Here is a 19,831-nt window from a genome sequence, read left to right on the forward strand (position 1 = left end):
AGCACGCGGTGGCGGTCGAAGAAACGTCCCCGATCCTGTTCACTTTGATGCCCTATCACATGAGAGGTGACGCCCGCCAGCGTGGGGTGGGTCCTCGAGTAGATCGGGACCACCATTGGCTGGCGAGCGTAAATGATCGGCGCATTGCCCTTGCACCTCGGCACCATCTTGCCGATGGACTCGCATGCGGGCCTTCTCACCGAACGTTTCAGCTAGGCAAGAAGCCGTGCGTACGGAACCAAGCCACTTCATCACGCAGGGTCTCGATCACCGGCCGGAACTCCAGACCCAATTCTCGTGTGCTCTTCGCACAATCATAGCGAGAGCGATCATTCTCCGCTGCCACCGTTTTCGCCATGGCCCAACTCAAGAGGACCGGCTTGCCAGTTATCCGAGCGTAGAGTTCATTGCCAGCGCCGATCAGGTAAAGCAAAATGAGCGGAATGCGGCGCGTCGGTGCCTTTGCCGTGGTGGCTTGTGCGATCAAGGGCAACAAATCGGTCATGGTCATATGCTGTCCGGCGGCAAGGTAACGTTCGCCCCGTTGCCCCCGGCGGTTAGCCAGGATCATCGCCCGCGCCACATCGCGCGCATCGACCACCGAGAAGGAGCCGGGTGGAACACCGGGCAAGCGCTCGAGCGCCACGTCCAGCACCGTCTGGCCAGCCGAGGTCGGCCCGATATCCCCAGGCCCGTGCATCCAACCCGGTAGCACCATGGCCGCCCAGAAATCGGGATGTTTGTCGAGAAAATCGAGCACCACGCGGTCCGCCAGGATCTTGCTGCGATAATAATCATCGGCATCCCGCTCATCCCGCAACATGGACTCGTCTATGGTCTGTCCCTTCGCACCACGCAGTACAGCGACCGAGCTGGTATGGACGAAGCGCCGCACGCCGGCTCGATAAGCGTGATCGAGCAAGCCACGGGTACCCGCGATATTGGCGGCGTAGAGCGCGTCCCAATGACTCCCGCCCTTGTAAGAGTCGCGGAAATAGGCCGCTGTGTGGAAAACCACGTCCACGCCCTTAAGCGCGTCAGCGAAACCCCGCACGTCGAGCATGTCGCCGGTGATGATCTCCAAATCCAGCCCGGCAAACTGCAATGTTGCTTTTTCGGGCGAGCGAACCAGCGCTCGCACGCTCCAGCCGTCGGCGATTAGTTCGCGGACCAGATTGTTGCCAAGGAGGCCGGTTGCGCCCGTCACGAAGGCAGTCGGCGCATGGGAATCATTATTGGGATAGTTCAGCATGAAAGTGTTCCATATTTGAGGGAACACCTCGTATAAGGCTGGACTAAGGTCCATGGTCAAGAGCTTGAGGGGTGAAATATGCTGATCGGAGAATTCGCCCAGCGGACAGGGTTGAGCCAGGACACTGTCCGATTTTACGTCCGCAAAGGTCTGCTCACGCCGCAACTCGGTGCCCAAGGTGGTCGCAATCCCTATCAGATCTTCAGCGACCGGGACGCCTCGACGGTTCGGATGATCCGTTTCGCACAATCACTGGGTCTGCCACTCAAGGAGATCGCGGAGATTGCTACGGAACTGCAACGCGAGGGTTTATCGCCGGCGCGGGAAATCGAGATCATGAACGTCCAGCTCGTCAAGCTTGAGCAGAAGGCAACCCAATTGGCCGAGCTGACCAATTACCTGCGGGCGAAGCGCGACTGGGTCGTATGCGGCAAGCCGGGCGATGAACCCCGATTTACCGATGACACGCTTTGCCTAATCCAGCGCCCGGTTTCCGGCTTCAGCTGCACTTCTTCAGACGCGGATTGATTCCGGACAGGTTGGCTACCCCAACTCAGGGCAGCGCATTTCCACGGGCCTTTTTTCGGTGAGCGATTGCGGATATACCGCCCTTCTTTCCTGCTGTTGCAGCCTCCGAAATCTAATTTGGAAACACGATGAACGCATTGACCATGACCTGGGGCATAGCTGGCTTGACCGCACTCGGGGTGATTACACGGCCCTTTGCCTGGTCGGAATCAATATGGGCGATGCTCGGCGCGGTTCTGCTTGTTGGGTTTGGGCTTATCGGTCCGACCGATGCCTGGGCTGGTATTGCAAAAGGTACCGATGTCTATCTGTTTCTAATTGGCATGATGTTGCTCTCCGAGCTCGCTCGTCAGGAGGGGCTGTTCGACTGGCTGGCTTCGATCGCCACCACCCACGCCAAGGGATCGCCCAAACGCATGTTTGTCCTGATCTACGCGGTCGGAGTTGTTGTGACCGTATTCCTGTCGAACGACGCTACAGCGGTCGTGCTCACTCCTGCAGTCTATGTGGCCTGCCGGGCAGCGAAGGTGAGGGACCCTATGCCCTATCTCCTTATCTGCGCTTTCATCGCCAACGCTGCAAGCTTTGTCCTTCCCATCTCCAATCCGGCCAACCTGGTGATTTTCGGAGGCGGGGACATGCCGCCACTATCGCGTTGGTTCGCCTACTTCGCACAGCCTTCTCTCGCCTCCATCATCGTCACATTTCTCGCACTGTACTGGACGCAACGCTCGGTCATTGCGGCTGATGGCGTCGCGTCCAATGTACAGGCCGTGCCATTATCCTTCAGTGCGAAGCTTGCTGGTTTTGCTTTGTGCGGGACGGCCGTCATACTGCTTGGCGCATCGGCGCTGCATTTCGATCTCGGTCTCCCTACGTTTCTCGCCGGTTGTGTGACAACCGCCGCAGTTCTGCTGATCACGCGAAAAAGCGCTATCGAGACGCTGAAAGATGTTTCGTGGAGTGTGCTGCCTCTGGTCGCCGGCTTGTTCGTCGTTGTTGAGGCATTGAACCGAACAGGACTGATTGATCATCTCGCGCAGTATCTTTCCGACCAGGCATCGGCCTCTCCGGCACAGACCGCAGCTGCTGCGGGCGCAGTCGTGGCTCTGACGTCCAATCTCGTCAACAATCTGCCCGCGGGGATTGTCGCTGGAAGCGCCGTTCAGTTGGCACACGCGTCCGATAAGATTGCCGGCGCGGTGCTGATCGGCGTCGATCTTGGTCCCAACCTCTCCGTCACCGGATCGCTTGCGACGATACTTTGGCTAACCGCGCTTCGCCGCGAGGGACTTCAGATCGGAGCCTGGGCATTCATGAAGACTGGCTTTGTCGTGATGGTGCCCGCGCTCGCTGCTTCGTTGGCCGTCCTCGCGATCCAGTGATCATAGTGGCCAGGCTTTGCTGCAGGTCGCTTGGCAACAATCCTGCGCTCTCGTAGGTAGCGAGGGGTAGACTAGAGGCGAGCCGCATGAGGCTGATTTGATGCTGATGTTGGGCGAAATGTCGACTCTCTACAGCCCTGTGCGGGCCAATGCTGTGCTCGATCCTTACGGTTTAGCGCTGACAGGGTTCATGCTGCTCGTAGCCTGGAAAGCGCCGCCCTGGATTGTTGTCAGCTGGTGGGCAGGTGGAGCCTCACTCTCAAAAGAGCGCCGACTGTCGCTGAGGCAGTAGCAATCAGCTGGTCTGTCAGGATGTGTCGCCGGGCTTGGCGGTGTTTTGCTTGCCGCCGATCTCGGCTTTTCGATCGAGCCGGGCGAGGATCACGCCCCATCACTTCGCCGCGACGCATCAAGAGCCGTCGCTCCGTCAAGCCGACCTAGGCTTATGGATGGCCATTCGGCTCAAGGTTGCTCAATGGCCTTTGGTACGCGGCGGCCCCGGACGACGCCCAGAACCGCTCCCAAAGTTCCACCTGTAACCGCGCCTGCGGAACCGCCCGCAAGAACTGCGATGAAGGCGTTCAGCAGTGCAGGCAGGACGCCGGACGCGGCCTGCACGTAAATCCCTGCCGCCAGCCCCAAAACGGCACCCACAATGCCAAGCATAATTGCGAAGCCCGTCACCGTTTCCGACGGATCGATCATTGTTGAACGTGCGGTGTCATCAATCGGCGGATGTTCGTTTTCTGCGCCTTGCTCCATTTTCCACTCCCTATCGCCGCTTCAATTGCCCACTTGCGAAACGCCCTTGTATCGCCGGCGACCCTCGCCGTCGTTCAAGAGGATTCGCGCCGCTGCACCGTCCAAATCGCTGAACTGCTGAACTGTCAGCACACAGGCCGACTGGGCCCATAAGGAGTGCCACGGGTATGAGAACCACCAGATAACTCATGATATCACGGCGGGGTGGCCGCTCCATTGTTCCCAGCGAAATATCGGGCTAGCTAACCGCATGGAATTGCAAACGACAAGAACCGACGACAACGACATTGCAATCGCTGCTGCTAGCGGCGTGACGCTTCCCGCAATCGCAAACGGAATACTGACGACGTTATAGGCCACCGCGAAACCGAAATTTTGGCGGACAAGATCGTTTGCTCGTTTGGCGGTCTCGATAATGTCTCGCACAGCCAACAGATTATCGCCCAGGAATATGAAGTCAGCATGGTTTCGGCCAATGTCCGAGGCCGTTGATGGCGCGATCGAAACATCGGCTGCGGCGAGGGCAGGGGCGTCATTTAACCCATCGCCAACCATCACGACTTTATCTGATGAGGATTGGAGAGCCCTTATCGCGGCAACCTTGTCAGCTGGGAGCAGCTCCGCGCTGTATCTTTCAATACCGAGACGGTTTGCAACGCGAGATACGGCACGTTTATTATCTCCCGAGACAATACCGAGCGAGGTCCCACCCGCCCTCAGTGTTTGAACCAGCTCTGACGCTCCTGGTCGGACGACGTCCTCAAATTCGAAGACGGCAAGTATCTGATCGTCTCTGGTGAGCACCGAAGCGGTCCCATCGAAGTCTCGTGAAAAGTCCGGAAGGTTCGTTGCCCAGGATGCTCGGCCCAAACGGTAGGTCTGCCCGTGCCTGCGCCCTTCGATACCAAGACCGTGAATTTCGTCTACACTGTCGAATACTTCCGGCTTCGAACCCGCGCGCGTACCCGCATCGGCAACTGCTCGCGCGACGGGATGGTTTGAAAGCTGCGCAAGGCTGGTTGCAATTCCAAGAGCGCCGGCAGGTATTTGCTCGGCCTTGACCAACTGAGGTAGGCCAAGCGTCAGCGTTCCTGTCTTGTCGAACAACACGGTGCGCGCGTGGCATACCCGTTCCAGGGCAGAACCGTCCCTCACCATGATGCCCCGTTCGAAAAGCCGCCGTGTTGCGACGACCTGGACCATGGGAACCGCCAATCCAAGTGCGCATGGGCAGGTGATGATCAGAACCGCGATCGCAGTTGTGACGGCTTGGTGAAGGTCTCCCGAGACGTACAACCAGCCAGCAAGCGTGATTGCGGCAATGGAGTGGACCACCGGCGAATACAAGGCTGCGGCGCGATCCGCCACGCGCCTGTAGTTTGTTCGAGCGCTCTCGGCCGCGTCCACCATGCGTGCCATTTCTGCTAAAAATGAGTCGCCGGCATTTTTGGTCGCAACAACCAGGATTGGGCTACCAGCGTTCAGTACGCCCGCTGACAACGTTGCGCCCACGTCGACGGACCTCCATCGACTTTCCCCTGACACTAAGGACGAGTCGATTTCGGTTCCTCCCTCGTGCACAACGGCGTCGACCGGTACGCGATCGCCTGACCGGACAAGCAGGCGCATTCCCGGCTGAACTTCCTCGAGTGGGGTGTAAGAAAACGTCCCATCCTCATGCGCGACGTTGGCGCCCATCGGTATGAGTTTTTGAAGATCCTCGATCGCGGAACGTACCTTGCCCCGCATCATTTGATCCAGGGTCCTGCCAGCCAGGAGGACGAAGATGAGCGACACGCTGGCATCGAAATAAACATGTCGCGCGCCTGTAAAGGTATCGTACAAACTGAGGATGAAAGCGAGGATGATGCCGACACTGATAGGTACATCCATGTTGGTCTGTCCGCTCCGCAGCGCCCTCCATGCGGATGCATAGAAAATCCTGCCGGAGTAGAAGACAGCCGGAAGGGCCAAACCAGCGGAAATCATGTGAAATGCGTTTCGTGTTGCTGGATCTGCCCCTGACCAGACCGAAACAGAGAGGATCATGATATTCATTGAGCAAAAGCCGGCAACCGCAAGCGCTACCAAGAACGACGACAAGGATTCATCGGCGGACACATCAGTGACGATGTGAGCAGAATAGCCCGCCCTGGCTAACGCCCCGATGAAATCGGGGCATTGGGCCTTTTCGCTGTCCCAACTGACTGTGACGCGTCTTCGTGACAGGTTCACGCGCGCGGATTCAACAGCTTGGAGGTCGCCCAACGCCCGTTCGATCTTTGCGATACAACCTGCGCAATGCACCTCAGGTGTAGAAAGGGTTACCTGTCGAAGTCCATTTCCAACACCCCGGCTTGCCAGGAATATTTCCTCGCCACGAGAGCGAACCGCATCCTTGTCTGGACAAATATCAGCGAACGAGCAGCAAGCCATGGCTATTTCACCGCTTTATACGCGTGCCAGGTTGCGTGGCCGAGAAGCGGGAAAATGACGATCAACCCGATGCCCGCGGTGGCCACTGCGATCACAAACAGAGCCAAAATCAGCGCACCCCAGAGCAGCATTGGACGCAAGTTGTTCCAGACCAACGCGGCACTGACACCCATCGCCGTGAAGGCATCGATCTGCTGGTCGAGTAGCATTGGAATCGAAAAGGCGCTGATTGCAAATGAGAAACCTGCGAACAAGGCCCCCACAAATAGACCCACGGCTAGCATCGCCCAGCCGGTCGGCGTGGTGAGGAGCAGTTCGGCGACGTGCTGGAGGCCGGGGAAGGGGCGAACGCCAAAAAAGAGTGCATAAATCAGGACTGCGGCTCGCATCCACAAAAGCATGAGCATGCAAAGGAGCAATCCTGTGAAAAATACCTGAGCGCCAGCTCTCGGGCGGACGCCAAGCATCCCACCGAACGTGGTCTGCTGCGCGCTCTCAAGGCGAGCACTCTTCAAATAAAGACCCGACGCCAGAAGTGGTCCGATGATCATCAGACCGGCAACAACTGGAAAGAGAAAGTAATCGCGCCCGGTTGCAAACAATACCCATACCGAGAGGCTGCAAAGAGCGCAGACGACGACGCCATAGGCCAGGCTTTGGGCAGGGGAGATCAAGAAGTCGCGCCAGCCTTTAGCCAGCCAGGTGAACGGGGCGTTTATGGGCAGGTGTCGTTGCCATTTTGGGTTCCAAGTTTCTTCTATACCCGAGACCTCACTAATGAGACGCCTGGTTTTGTTGTGCGAAACCATATGACTCTCCTTAAGCTCGCGATCAGCACGATGACTTGGCTGCCTTGAACTGCCCCGGTCCAGTTCCGGCATCCTTCAGATGCGCTACACATCCAGGATCGCTGTCGTACGCCACAAACAACAAATGAGCATTCGCGCCCACAAAGAGCGCGCATGCCGCAGCAATGAGAGAGAAAACCAGGATGGCCGATTTTGATCGGTTTCTTGTCGTCATCACGGCTTCTCTACTCCAAGGGAGTTCACATAAAGAGCCAGGACCTTGATCTCGAGGGGCGTCAACCGCTCGTCCCAAGTTGGCATGTGGCCCTGCCGTCCGCCGTGAACTGTATCGATGATATTTTGAAGGCTACCGCCATATACCCAATACTGGTCTGTAAGGTTGGGTGCCCCAACCTCCTGATTTCCTTGGGCATCCTCACCATGGCACGCAGCGCACGTTGTGAGGAAGACTTCGCGGCCGCGCTCCATTTGCCCGACGTTATCGGCAGTGGAGGCGGCGGGAATAGTGAGGGAGCGAACATACAATGCGACATCCCTGACCTGATTGCGATCCAGCATTTCGTCACGGCCAAAGGCGGGCATCTGCGCCACCCGGCTCTCCTCATGCTGGGTGTTGATCCCGACTTTGAGCGTCTGAGCAATGTTTTGCGGACTGCCGCCCCACAGCCAATCGTCATCCGTGAGGTCTGGGTAGTTATTCCTACCCCGCCCATCGACGCCATGACAGGCAGCACAGTTATCTCCGAACAATTGGTGCCCCATCGATCTGACGGTGGCCATCAAACGTTCGTTGGCTCTGATTTCGTCGAAAGATAGGGTTTCAAGTTGTGTCGTCAGGGCGGCCCGGGCTGATGTGGCACTTGCCAATTTCTCTTCGACGGTTTTGCGCTGGTCGATACCCAGCAGCCCCTTGGTGTAGGTCGAACCAAGCGGCCATGTAGGAAGCAGTACCCACCATACAAGCGCGAAAATATGCGTGATGATGAGGAAAAGAAGGACCCCTCGCGGTACCGGAGTGTCCAGTTCTTTTATGCCGTTCCATTCGTGCCCGGTTGTTTTGCGGCCGCTAACGGGATCGATTTCGTCTACTTCCATGGCACATCGTCCTCATCGAGAATGTTGTGTTTTGCCCGGTCGAACCGAGCCTTGTTAGACGGCCAGAAAGTGTAAACAAGCACGCAAATCGAGAAGCCGATGAGGTAGAATAAGCCCCAACTCTTGGCTGCTTCAACCAGAGTATCGTGCGTAAACATTTCGGCTCTCCCCGGGTTCAATCGTTGGGATCGGGTGCTTGTTCCGTCGCTGCCGTGTTGGCATAGGCGGCTTCGGTCAGACGGCCAAGCACTTGGAGGTAGGCCACGAGCGCATCCATCTCGGTCACGTTCGTGGCAACGCCATCGAAGGCAGTGACTGTCGTATTCTCCCCGTATCGCTCGGAGACGCCTGAGGATTGCGTGCTGTCGGGCATTGCCTGGCCGTAGGCGTCAGACGAGGCATTGGCAATCATAGCGTCTGTGTAGGGCACGCCAACCACTCGCTGAGCTTGGAGGTGCTCGGCAAGGTCGTTCATCCGCAATGGCGTCCTCGCAAGCCAAGCATATGCCGGCATGTTCGACTCCGGCACAACGTCACGAGGATTGCTTAGATGAGCGACGTGCCAGAAGTCTGAATACTTCCCACCGATGCGGGCAAGATCGGGTCCCGTGCGTTTAGATCCCCATAACATTGGATGATCGTATTTCGACTCGACTGCAAGCGAGTAGGGGCCGTACCGTTCAACCTCATCGCGTAGCGTGCGGATCATCTGGCTGTGACAGGCGTAGCAACCTTCCCGGACATAGATATTGCGGCCTGCTAACTCGAGCGGCGTATAAAGCCGCATATCGTCCACAGTTTCGACCGTCTCGTCGATCGTGAACAAGGGGGCAATCTCCACAATGCCTCCTACACTTGCCGCAGCGATGATTGCCAGTACAAATCCGATTGCAGTCCGTTCGAGCTTGCGATGAAACAGTTCTGGCATCGCTTTACTCCGCTGGGCCTGTTGCCGTGTTCTGTGGGATTGACGTGATGGGCGGCGCATCTCCTGCGTAACCCCCCACAGGGGCTTCCCGAACGGTCATCCAGATATTGTAGGTCGCAACGATCGCGCCCAACAGGAAGAGGAACCCCCCGAAGGCGCGGGCGATATAATAGGGATACATTGCAACCAGTGAATCGACGAACGAGTAGGTAAGATTGTTGTCTTCACTATAGGTGCGCCACATCAGACCCTGGATGATGCCCGAGTTCCACATGGCAAACACATAGATCAGCGTGCCTGCAAGAGCGAGCCAGAAGTGGACTTCGACCAGCGTGGCTGAATACATGCGTTCCCGTTTCCAGATGGCGGGCACCAGCGTGTACAGTGATCCGTAGGTGATCAGCGCCACCCACCCGAGTGCACCCGCATGCACGTGCCCGACGGTCCAATCCGTATAATGGGAAAGGGAGTTCACCGGGCGTATGGCGAGAAACGAGCCTTCGAAGGTGGACAACCCATAGAAAAAGGCGGCGGTCATCATGAAACGAAGTGTGGCGTCATCCCGAACCTTATGCCACGCTCCGTTGAGCGTGAGCAGCGCGTTCCCCGCTGAGGCCCATGATGGAACGAGCAACATGACCGAAAATGTCATGCCAAGATTTTGTACCCAATGAGGCAATGCTGTGTAGTGTAAGTGGTGGGATCCGGCCCACATATAAAAGAACGTGATACCCCAGAAGCTTAGTATCGATAGGCGATAGGAAAAAATAGGTCGTTCGGCTCGTTTCGGCAAATAGTAATAAAGCATTGCCAGAAAGCCGGCAGTCAAAAAGAAAGCAACAGCGTTGTGCCCATACCACCATTGCACCATAGAATCCTGGACGCCTGCCCAGATTGTATAGCTTTTTGCGTGGCCGAGTGAGACGGGGATCGTCAGGTTGTTGACGATGTGCAAGATAGCGACCACCAGGATGAAAGCCATATAGTACCAGTTGGCGACATAGATGTGAGGTTCACGGCGACGCGCCAAAGTCCTGATGTACAGGATGAAGTAGGTCACCCAGACAATTACCAGCCAGAGATCAGCATACCATTCCGCCTCGGCATATTCTTTCGATTGGGTGATCCCCATGAAATACCCGGTGACTGCCAATATGCAGAATAGATTATAGCCCATCAGCACGAACCACGGACTGAGCTGGTCGGCCAACCTTGCGCGGGACGTTCTCTGGACGACGTGGAATGAAGTTGCGATCAAGGCATTGCCACCAAATCCAAAAATGACGCCCGTCGTATGCGCTGGACGGATGCGGCCGAAACTTGTCCATGCCGTATCGAAGTTAAGACTGGGCCAAGCGAGCTGTGCGGCCGCCCAAACACCGATGAACATCCCAAAGATCGCCCAGGCGAGGGTGAATGCGACACCGGCCTTGATCGGATCATCATAGTATCGCTCGATACGGGTCGGATCGGGCGGACGCCAGCCCCCGTTCGATGGTCGTCAACTGTCCCATGGTTGGCCCCCTCCTGCAGCGCCTCGTGTTCGACCATCTATCTTCCGCTAAGTGCTTTTCAAGTGCGAAAACAACGAATTGATATTCGTCAATGGGACACGAGAGTGACAACAAACTACCCTACTGTTCACTGATGCCGTGGTCAGTCGGTCGCGCCCTAGCAAGGTAGCAGAACTTTCCTCGCAAGGGCCATGAAGAGTTGTCGAAAGCAGCTTCGCGGCTTGAATAGATTGGACCTTTCCAAGACCCAGACAGGATCAAAGACGAGCTATCGATCCTGCCCTCATTGCTCGGCCGGTTCGAAATCTTGAGCCGTTGCGGCCTACGCAGTGCCCGCTTGTTTTGGAGCGGCGACGACCGCTAACAGCTCATAAGGTGCCTGAGGGCCTCCGCGTCTTGGATGCCGCTTTGGTACAGCCCTATAAGGCGGGCGGCGAGCGCATCAGCCTCTTCACTTTCCAGTGCAACCCGCTTTCGACGCACCAATTCGCGAAACACACCTTCGATTTTCCTAAAGTCTTCAGGCGCTATTATCTCTTGGCGAGATCCAACGGTTTTGTTCATCACACATAACTCCCCACCGGTAAGGAGGACATGTCATGCTGTCCCAGCGCAGATAATTATGCGCCGCATTTGGCGCGGTGCAATCGCGAATTTCCGGGAGTAATGCCTGCTCAAGTGCTGGGGTTGCGGTAGCATTGGCGAATTGATGAGGCACCGCTCGATTAAGTTGTCCACCGCACAGCAACCATCTCAATATCGAGCTGCATGTCCCTGGCTTCGACCAACGACATCACCCAAGTCCTGGAGAATGTAATTTCCATCTGGGGAACGCGCGAGGCGTCGAGCGATCGACAAGCTCTTCAAGTTTCTCGCCGAGAACGACTTCCAGTGGGCTCGCACCGGTCACCTTCCGGCGGTCAAGGCCGTCTTCGACATGTCAGAATTCAACTCGCTGCCGCATCGTGAAAGCATCGCCGCCGATACTGGCCGCTCGCTGCCCGGCGCCGTCCAGCGTCAGTTCGCCATCCAGGACATCATCGGCGAAGAGGTGGGTGCGGCCGTGAACGGCGACAAAACCGTCGACGAAGCCCTTGGCAGAGCGCAGAGTTCCGTCAACGACCTGCTTGCCAATCGCTGATTGGCGAACAGACCATTTCGGGCGTGGGACGGACTTGGGTCCCTACGCCCGAATGCAGAAAAGGATGACCTCCGTGGCGAAGGTCATCCTTGCACACGATCCCGACGGATCATCATCTGGATCGTTTTTGTGCGTGCACTAATATAACCGCCAGAGCACCGTTTTGTTCAGCCGCGTCCGACCACTGCAAAAGAAATCTTGCGGCGGCGGTGATTGACTTCGGCTGCGCGCCTGTACTGCGGCCAATCGCACGGCTGGCGAAGCTACTCTCACCGATTTTCGAACTGCTGGATCGTTGCTGCTTACCGATAATTGGGAAAGTTGGTACCAAGCAGGAAATAGGCGGACAAACCTGCGGCGATTGCAGCAAACGTCGCCAAAGCGAGCGTGAGCGCGTAGGGTCCTTTGCCGCCGGCTGAAAAGGCCAGCACCACTTTCGTCAGCAAATTGATCATCACCGCGATCAGGATCGCCGCGACGGCAGTTGTGAGATCGACCGACGTTGGCGTAAGCCGTGCAGTCGAAAGCGTGATCGCATCGAGATCCATCAGGCCCGAGACGGCGGCGACAACAAAAAGCATGACCTGGCCGACTCTCTCGACCAGAAACTTTGACGCCACAGTAACGCCGCCGAGCAGGGCGCCGAAACGCAGTACCTCCCCGAGTTCGAATGGGTTTTTCAGGTGAAGATCCGGCGCTTCACGCTTACCGCCGCTTCGCCACAGAATCAAACCACTTGCAGCCAGTAGCACGAACACGGCCGGCGCTAATACGATCCCGAGAGGTACCAGGAGAACAGGCGCTATGACGGCACCGATAATGACGACACGGACCAGCGACAGGGCGCCGGCAATCACCGCGCCGCAAGCCAGTCGCCGAGCACTCTCCGGTGCGTCAGCTGCGAAGCGAGCAAAGGAGAGTGTCAGCGCTGTGGAGGAGACCAGTCCACCGGCGGCACCAGCAAACAGTATTCCGCGACTGGGCCCGGCAACGCGGATTGCGACATAGCCGGCAAAGGAGATGGCGGCGATCGTGATCGTCAGCAGCCACAGCGCGAATGGGTTTAGCGCCTGCCACGGATCGATGGGCTCGTTCGGCAACAGCGGGAGAGCAACCAAGCTCATGGCAAGAAGAACGAGGGCTGCTCGAACCTCCAGCCAGGTCAATTGCCGGAGAAAGCCATGCAGGCTGCGCTTGGCCGCAAGCAGTGCCGTGGTTGCAACCCCACCGGCGGCGGCTAGCCGTATGTCGCCCACGACCGCAACCGCGCCAAGCGCGACGACAACGAAACTCGCGATGACTGTCGTTGCGCCGAAATCCTCTTCTTCCTCCGCCTCGCGCCGCTTGAAAATGACGAAAGCAGTGCCGAAGAGCAAGAGCAGCACCGCAGGCATGATAGGACCCGATCGTAGCTGGAGATAGCCGGCAAGTCCGCCGAGGAAACCAGAAAGTCCGAACGTCCGGATGCCCGCGGTTCTGCCGCCGGATGGCAAATCACGGTCCTGCCAGCCTCGCTCGCACCCCACTAGGAGCCCGATTGCAAGCGCCACGCCGAGTCGTTGGAAGGCTTCAACAAATTCCATTCGAAATCATAATTCTCCGGCGGGCAGAAGGACAGCGTGCACCGCGGTTACAAAGTAATCTTCACGCAGTTCGCAACGGTCAACCAGCCGACCGGCCAAAGGACATTCTCACAGGCTTCATCGGCGCACGTGATACGCCCATGGGCAGCACGGTCGCGGTGACTTTCGACCAGACGGGACGCCCCGAAAAACTGTCGCCGACGAGGTGGGCAACGTCATCTCGCGGGTACACCCGCCCAACGTGGGGAACGAGCCAACCTTCTGGCGGGGATTTCTGTCGTGAGCGTCTTCCTTGATCCGAAGGGCAGGGAACACGATGGAACATTTGTATTCGAAAGAAGTTTTGGGAGTTGTGAGTGAGCCGGACGGTATCTCACCCTTTCATCGTGCCTGCCCCCCGGGGGTGAGCCGTCCGGTTTTCCTTACATGCTGCTTTTTGGGACCCGTCTCAACGAGGTTTCATTCCCTGAGTGACAGGATTGGGTGCGTTCGCAGAAATATCGACTAGCCAGGACCTGCATACGCAGGCTTGAGCACCACGCCTTGCCGGCGCGACGCTGTGGGGAGGCATCGGCGGGCATATCTTCACGATCGTCAGAATGCGCAAGGCGGCATTAGGCAGGACGCCCGCTGGAGATATCAGGCCTTGCTCGCAGGGCCGTAATGATCGTGCAAGCGCCACCACTTGTATGGCTCTGCCTGTGGGCGGCCGGATGGCACGTCCTGCCAAGTTTCCTGTCTGCCGAGAGGCGTGAGGTCCAGAAGCGTAAAGATCGGACCGACTGCCTCTACGCCGCGGCCATTCATGAAGTAGGTGCGATACGCCCGGTCACCGTCACGAACGAACACGTTGATGCCGAACGTTTCCTCGACATCGAAATCTTTCGAGAACCGATCATCCGGCAATGTCACCCAAGGCGTCGACCAGCCCATCCGCTTCTTGTATGCAGCGATGCTGTCCTTAGGCGCGGTCGACGCGAAGACGAAGGTAACGTCCCGCGCGGCTAAGTGCTCGTGATGCGTGACACTGTCTGCAAACATGGAGCATCCCGAGCAGGCGCCGTCCGGCCAGTTCTCCACATCGGGAGCATAGAAGAAGCGGTAGACGATGAGTTGGCGACGGCCCGCGAAAAGACCGATCAGGTTCGTTTCGCCGTCGGCCGTTAGAAACGTGTAGTCGGTAGGCACTTCCACCATCGGCAGCCGGCGCCGCTCTGCCGCTAGCGCGTCGTTTTGCTTCATGAGCGCCTTCTCTTTTGAAAGAAGCGCGTCTCGGGCCTTTTCCCACTCCTCCTGCGCCGCGACTTTCGGCCACTCAATATGTTTCGCAGTCGCGGACGGTGCAGAAACTCCTAATGGTTCGTGGGTCATGAGCGCTTCCTCTGAGGGCAATCTTCAAAAATTCGTCGGTCCGCACCGCTCCTGTCCCAGATCGCATAGTCAGCAATTGCAGAGCACCGAGACGAACGCAGGTTACCACCAGTAGCCTCGTCCCGACTGACGATCGTTCCGCGGCCGCAGCACCCGTTGCATTTGTTTCGCGCTTGAACGACTGTGGCTGTTTTGGTGGCTTTACGTACACCTTGGAGTGCCGGTGAAGCCGGCAGTGAGGTCATCCGTCGCCACGTCTTTTTTCCTTTCTTGATGTGATGGAGAACTGGCGACGGAGCGGAAAGTTCCAGAAGTTGGTGGAAGGGAAGAGCGCGGCTGCCCCATGCACAACACACTATGGGACTTCGCCAGCTGAGCTATTTCGTGGCGGTTACCGAGGAGCTTTATTTTGGTCGCGCGACAGCCCGGGTGCATATCGCCCGGCCGGGCTTGAGCTGTCAGATTCAGTCGCCGGAAAAGGAACTGAGCGCCTGTTGGAGCGATCGACGCGAAAGCCGAACTAACCAGGACAGGCAGATCTACTATGGTCAGTTTGTGAGGATCTTGGGCGATGTCGATCTGTCGCCCAAGGTGTTGCGTTCGGTTGCCGGCAATTCGATGGGCAAGATCGGGATCGGAATTGTCTATCCCGCAACCATTGACGTGCCGCCGGCGTTCCTGGCGCGCATCGGCCGCAAATACCCCGATATCGAGCTGCATATCATGATCAGCTCGACCAACGACATCATGCAATGGCTGGAGAATGACCAGATCAATCTCGGCTTCATCCGCCCAATCGAAAAACATCGGCTCGTTAACCGGAAACGCTTCCGCAAGAGCGGCGTCGCCTTATGGAGATCACACCGGTCAGACGCTTATCGCGATCGGCAGCACCCGGCATGGGGACAACTTGAATCTCGCACATGTCGCGCGCACCATCATCAATGTCCTCGTCTAAGCAGTATTTGACATCTGCATCGCCGCCCAGGCCGTTGGCCCAGGCGTATTCGGACGGCCGTTCGAATATAACCTCGCCCATCTCAGGCAACATCAAAGGCTGCTCGACTGTCTGGAATGCGGCCGCGGTATTGGTACCCGCCAGGTAAGAGGCGCTTTGTCGATTGCCGGCAAAGTTCGTCGGTTTCGACCTGAGAGGCTGACCGTCGCTCCGTGAATGGTCGTGCTTCGCCTGCTTCGAGGCCACCAGAACGCCGGTTGCAATCTGAGGCTCCGGATTGACGGCCGGGAAGCGATCACCTTTCTTCACAAAGGAGGCCATGAGATAGGGCATATCCTGTCCCCCCAGGCGGGCGCGGCCCACGTACTGCACCCGAACGGCGCCCGTGCCACGGGGCTTCAGGTCCAGCAGTTCGGCTGCCTTGCTGGAAACGTCGATGATGCGACCCCGATGAAACGGACCGCGATCATTGACGCGCACGATCACCGAAGAACCATTTTCAAGATTAGTCACCCGCACATAGCTGGGCAAGGGAAGGGTCGGATGCGCGGCGGAAAGGTGATTCGGATCGAAAATTTCGCCATTTGCGGTCTGCTGCCCGCGAAACGCGGAGCCGTACCAAGAAGCGGTTCCCTTCCTGTTGTAGTTAGGGTCTTCCTTCGGATAATAGCGCTTGCCTTTCACCACGTAGGGTTTGCCGATTATATAGCGGCCACTACCCTTGCGAATATTCTTGCCGTAGCCCCGCGCGCTCGTCTTCACTCCATGTAGGCTTTGGGAGGTATATCCACTGCTGCGGTTCTTGTGCGGCACTTGCGTGGATGTACAGGTAGCACAGCTGACGCAGACCATCGTAATGGCCAGGCATCGCAAGCCTTTGACAGCCGTCCTTACATCAATAACCATCCGTCCAATGGCGACAGCCTCCCGTGCATCTGCCGCAAGTCTCGACACAAACGCTCATATCGCTCAGGCGCGCGCAGTCCGCTGTGCATCGGGTCGAGGGACAGCCGGAATTGCAGCGGAGGCACTTGTCGATGCATTGCTGCAGTCTGGGGTCGGGCCACTAATTCGCTCCTTCCGTGAATAATTGTAGAATCGGACCTGATGCTAAAAGTTCCATTAGTGTGCGCGAATATATTCCGCACCCTCTACGTGGGCCGGTCGCTTCTTCATCCGGGCGTCGGGCTCGAAGGGCTTTCCCTTGATGATGCCAATTGCGGCCAGCTACCCCATAATCTCTGGATCGAGCGCCTCTGCCGGTTCCTTTTGCACCAGGTCATTGATCATCTCGAAATAGCTGAAGTCGTTGGGCGGGATCGTATTCATCGCCTTGCCGGTGCCCTCTGTGAACTTGACAGGCTCTTGGGGTTTCAGGAACGACCAATCCAATTTGTGGTCAGGCGTGCGCTGCAACGTGGCTTTGCCGTCGAGCGCGGAGGCGATGCTGGTGCCGAATCCCCCCGGCACATATGGGTAGACCTTCAACGTCTTCCTGATCAATTCCACCGTAGGTTTGGGGTCGTTGTTCTCAAGGAACGAGCGGCCCAACGCTGTCGCGCGAGTGGTCGCCAGCTTGTGCACGAAGTATCCACTTTCGGGCAGGTCCCCTTTGTAGCCGGGAGGCACCAGCAGGAATCGACCGCCTTTTCCTCGGTGACCCATCGGAACCAGATGTCGTCGATTACGCCCAGAGACATTGGCGGCGTCTCGATCACGAGCGGTCCGTCAGCAACGTTCAGGTTTACCCAGAAATAGACCGTGTCGGCATTTGCCGCCAGGAATAGGGACTTTGCGTCCATCAGATCTGACCAGATGACAGCCGTGTTGTCCGGCACGCCCGCATCCTCGAAGCCCTTGAAGATGGCCGCCACCGAAGCGCCTTGGTAGGCATTCACGAAGGCTTCGACGCCGTGCATCAGGTCGACATAATCGTAGACTTTGTCCACCGTCTCCTTACTCGGAGCCCCTTCCTTGTATTTCAAGGTGCCGATGCTGCTTTCGACCACCGAAACAGTGGTTGGAGGGCGAGCGCAGCATCCGCCGATCGCGTCAAACGCACGGTGGCCGCTATGTTTCAGTCATTGCCTTCGGTAGATGCCTCCGCGACAAAGGCAGTCCGGTTCTCTATTCGGGTATCGTGGTTCTGGAAAGCGCGACCTCAACAAACGACAACCGAAAACACCGATTTGCTTACGGCGGGACAGCACGCAACCGGGAAGATTGTGGTCCTTTGACATGGTATTAGCCTGTCGCGAAATCACCTAGCTCAAGCTGTTCGCCGATTGAACGCCTCGTTGCTCCATCGACCGCCGGCCAAACGGTGTTGGACCGTTGTTGTTGTTGTGACGTTGATCACGAAATAACCCATAAGAATTAATTGATTTTCTCCTCCATACCCATAGACTTGGCACTGCGGGGCACCACCTGGTCTTGACGAATTTGCTAACAAACTAGGCATATTGCGGCGCCGATTGCTGAATATTTGCAGGTAAGATTCGAAGTCATCGGAGAAGCCCTGGTTTCTGGACCAGGGCTCTTTCGTTAAGGCTCCCCCAGAGACGACAAGCTGCTGACAACTCGCCTCAAATGCTTGAGCCGCTGTTTCAGCGAAACCTTCGAGAAAGCCTCCCAAGTGCCCTATTCACGGATTGCCTGCGGTAATCGGTAACGTCGGCCCGACGCGTTTTGAAATGGAGGCTGAGATAGCGCAGGCGATCTCCTCGGACGTAAACAACATCAAAATCCGCCGGGCTGTGAATTGCAAAGTGGTGTCGCGCTGGCCTCTTCCAAGCGGGGCTGTTAATTATTCCGATTGAAAGCGGAGTGCGTTGGGTTGCTCATTATTTGACCACCTTGACTATCCCAGCCAACTTGTCCCCGTGGGAGGCGAGTTGCTCTCCGAGCGCTTTGGCTTGGAGGGCGGTAAGTCCAAACTGCAAAGCTGAAACTTGTTCCAGATCGTGATCGACGCCGAATTCGAGGCGAAGGAAAACATCAGAGTTCTGGTTTATAAGCGTCGCGGTCTTCCAGCCAATAATAGGAGATACCCTTATGTTGCCTTGGCCGTCCTTGTTCCAGCGGTTCATTTTATCTCGCCTCCGATATGATGGGGTGGACATTACGATGCCAGGACAGTGACAGGGCTACGCCAGAGCTCGTCGGGCGGACGCGTCCTACTGCCGGCGATACGCAGGTAGTTGGATCATCAAAGCCTCCGGACAATCGTTTCGAAGTCCACCGCCGATCAGCAGCTTTTTTAAACCTCACGCTCCAACCGAAACCGGAAAGAATAGTTCCGCCATAACACGACGCATCAACGGGGCGGGTCTTGCTTCGCATCTTCCACTCGCAAGGGCAGCACGGAGAACATCGCTTGCAAGGACCCGGGTCCCCAGACAGCCAGGAGTCCGGCAATCCGATGGCGAGAGAGGTCTTGAACAGCATTGAAGGCGGTCGACGTTAGCTGTCAGTTCTGGAACCGGCAGAACCAAAGTTACCGGCCATCTCGTTAGGCGCCTCGGATTGATCAGGCCCGCCGCAATCGCCTCGGTCCTTCACTGCCAAGGGGGAGGTGCCTTTCCCGAACTGTTTCCATGAAGACGCCGACTAAATTCTCGAAGTCGTCAGGCATTATCACCTCAGTGCGAAGTCCTATCGTTTTTACTCTTAGCCTTAATCCCAGCCGGCCCCTGGGGGTAGGCGACGCTGCCGTAATCAGGGCCCTCGCTGTGGGATTGCGCGTGGAGATCGCACTTTCTCGAAGAAGGTCTCAGCGGCTTTTGTTGTCACCGAGACCTTTGGAGATTATGGCGTATTCGAGAGTATTTAACACAAAGCTTTGTATCTGGATTAGTTCCAGCCCCTGCACGGAAGCGTTTCATGAAACGACAGAGCTTAGTGCTGCATCCAGGTTGGTGGCTGTTCGCTCTGAATACGAGGTGTGGGGGCAATCCGCCTGCAGAACCAGCGTAACCGACCGATTGTTACCGCGGAGATTTCGCTTTGAGGCGGGCGATCAGCTCCTCGTCGTCGACAAAGCTGTCGAGGAAGTCGTTCCATTCGTCGG

The 19,831-nt window shown here is 57.2% G+C and carries 19 protein-coding genes and 1 pseudogene; 3 read left to right on the plus strand and 17 right to left on the minus strand.

The features are described 5' to 3' along the window. Positions 1-208 precede the first annotated feature (208 nt). A complete protein-coding gene (locus tag ASD00_RS23585) occupies positions 209-1,252 on the minus strand; it encodes an SDR family oxidoreductase (protein ID WP_057209332.1) in 1,044 nt (347 codons plus the stop codon). 78 nt (positions 1,253-1,330) lie between these two features. On the opposite strand from ASD00_RS23585, the gene ASD00_RS23590 reads away from it, so the two are divergent. Both ASD00_RS23590 and ASD00_RS23595 read left to right on the plus strand, forming a co-directional pair. Next, complete coding sequence (locus ASD00_RS23590; RefSeq protein ID WP_057209334.1) at positions 1,331-1,780, plus strand: MerR family transcriptional regulator; 450 nt, start codon at positions 1,331-1,333, stop codon at positions 1,778-1,780. A gap of 128 nt (positions 1,781-1,908) precedes the next feature. Beyond that, on the plus strand, positions 1,909-3,165 hold the full coding sequence (locus ASD00_RS23595; protein WP_057209337.1) for an arsenic transporter: 1,257 nt from the start codon (positions 1,909-1,911) through the stop codon (positions 3,163-3,165). Positions 3,166-3,627: 462 nt separating this feature from the next. On the opposite strand, the gene ASD00_RS23600 is transcribed toward ASD00_RS23595, so the two are convergent. The 9 genes and pseudogenes from ASD00_RS23600 to ASD00_RS23635 form a co-directional block, all read right to left on the minus strand. Continuing rightward, entirely contained in the window at positions 3,628-3,927 is a 300-nt protein-coding gene (locus ASD00_RS23600) for a hypothetical protein (protein ID WP_057209341.1), read from the minus strand. Between the two features lie 186 nt (positions 3,928-4,113). Beyond that, positions 4,114-6,363: a heavy metal translocating P-type ATPase gene (locus ASD00_RS23605; protein WP_057209344.1), complete on the minus strand. Its 2,250-nt coding sequence runs from the start codon at positions 6,361-6,363 to the stop codon at positions 4,114-4,116. A 2-nt stretch (positions 6,364-6,365) separates the two neighbouring features. After that, positions 6,366-7,172 carry a DUF2189 domain-containing protein gene (locus ASD00_RS23610; RefSeq protein ID WP_057209347.1) on the minus strand — a complete coding sequence of 269 codons (807 nt, stop codon included), beginning with the start codon at positions 7,170-7,172 and terminating at the stop codon, positions 6,366-6,368. A gap of 22 nt (positions 7,173-7,194) precedes the next feature. After that, on the minus strand, positions 7,195-7,386 hold the full coding sequence (locus tag ASD00_RS42530) for a hypothetical protein (protein WP_082523695.1): 192 nt from the start codon (positions 7,384-7,386) through the stop codon (positions 7,195-7,197). Then, on the minus strand, positions 7,386-8,267 hold the full coding sequence (ccoP, locus tag ASD00_RS23615) for a cytochrome-c oxidase, cbb3-type subunit III (RefSeq protein ID WP_057209350.1): 882 nt from the start codon (positions 8,265-8,267) through the stop codon (positions 7,386-7,388). The genes ASD00_RS42530 and ccoP overlap by 1 nt, the downstream gene beginning before the upstream one ends. Continuing rightward, complete coding sequence (locus tag ASD00_RS23620) at positions 8,258-8,425, minus strand: CcoQ/FixQ family Cbb3-type cytochrome c oxidase assembly chaperone (RefSeq protein ID WP_057209352.1); 168 nt, start codon at positions 8,423-8,425, stop codon at positions 8,258-8,260. The genes ccoP and ASD00_RS23620 overlap by 10 nt, the downstream gene beginning before the upstream one ends. A 17-nt stretch (positions 8,426-8,442) precedes the next feature. After that, positions 8,443-9,195 carry a cytochrome-c oxidase, cbb3-type subunit II gene (ccoO, locus tag ASD00_RS23625; protein ID WP_057209355.1) on the minus strand — a complete coding sequence of 251 codons (753 nt, stop codon included), beginning with the start codon at positions 9,193-9,195 and terminating at the stop codon, positions 8,443-8,445. A gap of 4 nt (positions 9,196-9,199) precedes the next feature. Further along, positions 9,200-10,672, minus strand: a pseudogene (ccoN, locus tag ASD00_RS23630) (cytochrome-c oxidase, cbb3-type subunit I); the annotation flags it as partial. A 397-nt stretch (positions 10,673-11,069) separates the two neighbouring features. Further along, positions 11,070-11,273, minus strand: coding sequence for a hypothetical protein (locus tag ASD00_RS23635; RefSeq protein WP_057209358.1), 204 nt, complete (start codon positions 11,271-11,273; stop codon positions 11,070-11,072). A 373-nt stretch (positions 11,274-11,646) separates the two neighbouring features. On the opposite strand from ASD00_RS23635, the gene ASD00_RS23640 reads away from it, so the two are divergent. After that, positions 11,647-11,850: a hypothetical protein gene (locus tag ASD00_RS23640; protein WP_057209361.1), complete on the plus strand. Its 204-nt coding sequence runs from the start codon at positions 11,647-11,649 to the stop codon at positions 11,848-11,850. A gap of 302 nt (positions 11,851-12,152) precedes the next feature. On the opposite strand, the gene ASD00_RS23645 is transcribed toward ASD00_RS23640, so the two are convergent. The 7 genes from ASD00_RS23645 to ASD00_RS23675 all read right to left on the minus strand — a co-directional run bounded on the left by ASD00_RS23645 (position 12,153) and on the right by ASD00_RS23675 (position 18,851). Continuing rightward, positions 12,153-13,433, minus strand: coding sequence for an MgtC/SapB family protein (locus tag ASD00_RS23645; RefSeq protein ID WP_057209363.1), 1,281 nt, complete (start codon positions 13,431-13,433; stop codon positions 12,153-12,155). A gap of 639 nt (positions 13,434-14,072) precedes the next feature. Further along, positions 14,073-14,804, minus strand: coding sequence for a DUF899 domain-containing protein (locus tag ASD00_RS23650; protein ID WP_057209366.1), 732 nt, complete (start codon positions 14,802-14,804; stop codon positions 14,073-14,075). A gap of 201 nt (positions 14,805-15,005) precedes the next feature. Next, positions 15,006-15,611 (minus strand): hypothetical protein, encoded by a 606-nt coding sequence (locus tag ASD00_RS41225; RefSeq protein WP_057209369.1) that lies wholly within the window; start codon positions 15,609-15,611, stop codon positions 15,006-15,008. A gap of 7 nt (positions 15,612-15,618) precedes the next feature. After that, entirely contained in the window at positions 15,619-16,524 is a 906-nt protein-coding gene (locus tag ASD00_RS23660; protein ID WP_057209372.1) for a septal ring lytic transglycosylase RlpA family protein, read from the minus strand. A 465-nt stretch (positions 16,525-16,989) separates the two neighbouring features. Further along, entirely contained in the window at positions 16,990-17,250 is a 261-nt protein-coding gene (locus ASD00_RS41230) for a hypothetical protein (RefSeq protein WP_199197027.1), read from the minus strand. A gap of 11 nt (positions 17,251-17,261) precedes the next feature. Beyond that, a complete protein-coding gene (locus ASD00_RS42535; RefSeq protein ID WP_146160881.1) occupies positions 17,262-17,747 on the minus strand; it encodes a DUF1254 domain-containing protein in 486 nt (161 codons plus the stop codon). Between the two features lie 858 nt (positions 17,748-18,605). Then, positions 18,606-18,851, minus strand: a complete 246-nt coding sequence (locus ASD00_RS23675; RefSeq protein ID WP_057209381.1) for a hypothetical protein — start codon at positions 18,849-18,851, stop codon at positions 18,606-18,608. Positions 18,852-19,831: the final 980 nt, after the last annotated feature.

It is taken from the genome of Ensifer sp. Root31 (genome assembly GCF_001424825.1).
In the GTDB taxonomy this organism is placed as follows: Bacteria; Pseudomonadota; Alphaproteobacteria; order Rhizobiales; family Rhizobiaceae; genus Ensifer; species Ensifer canadensis.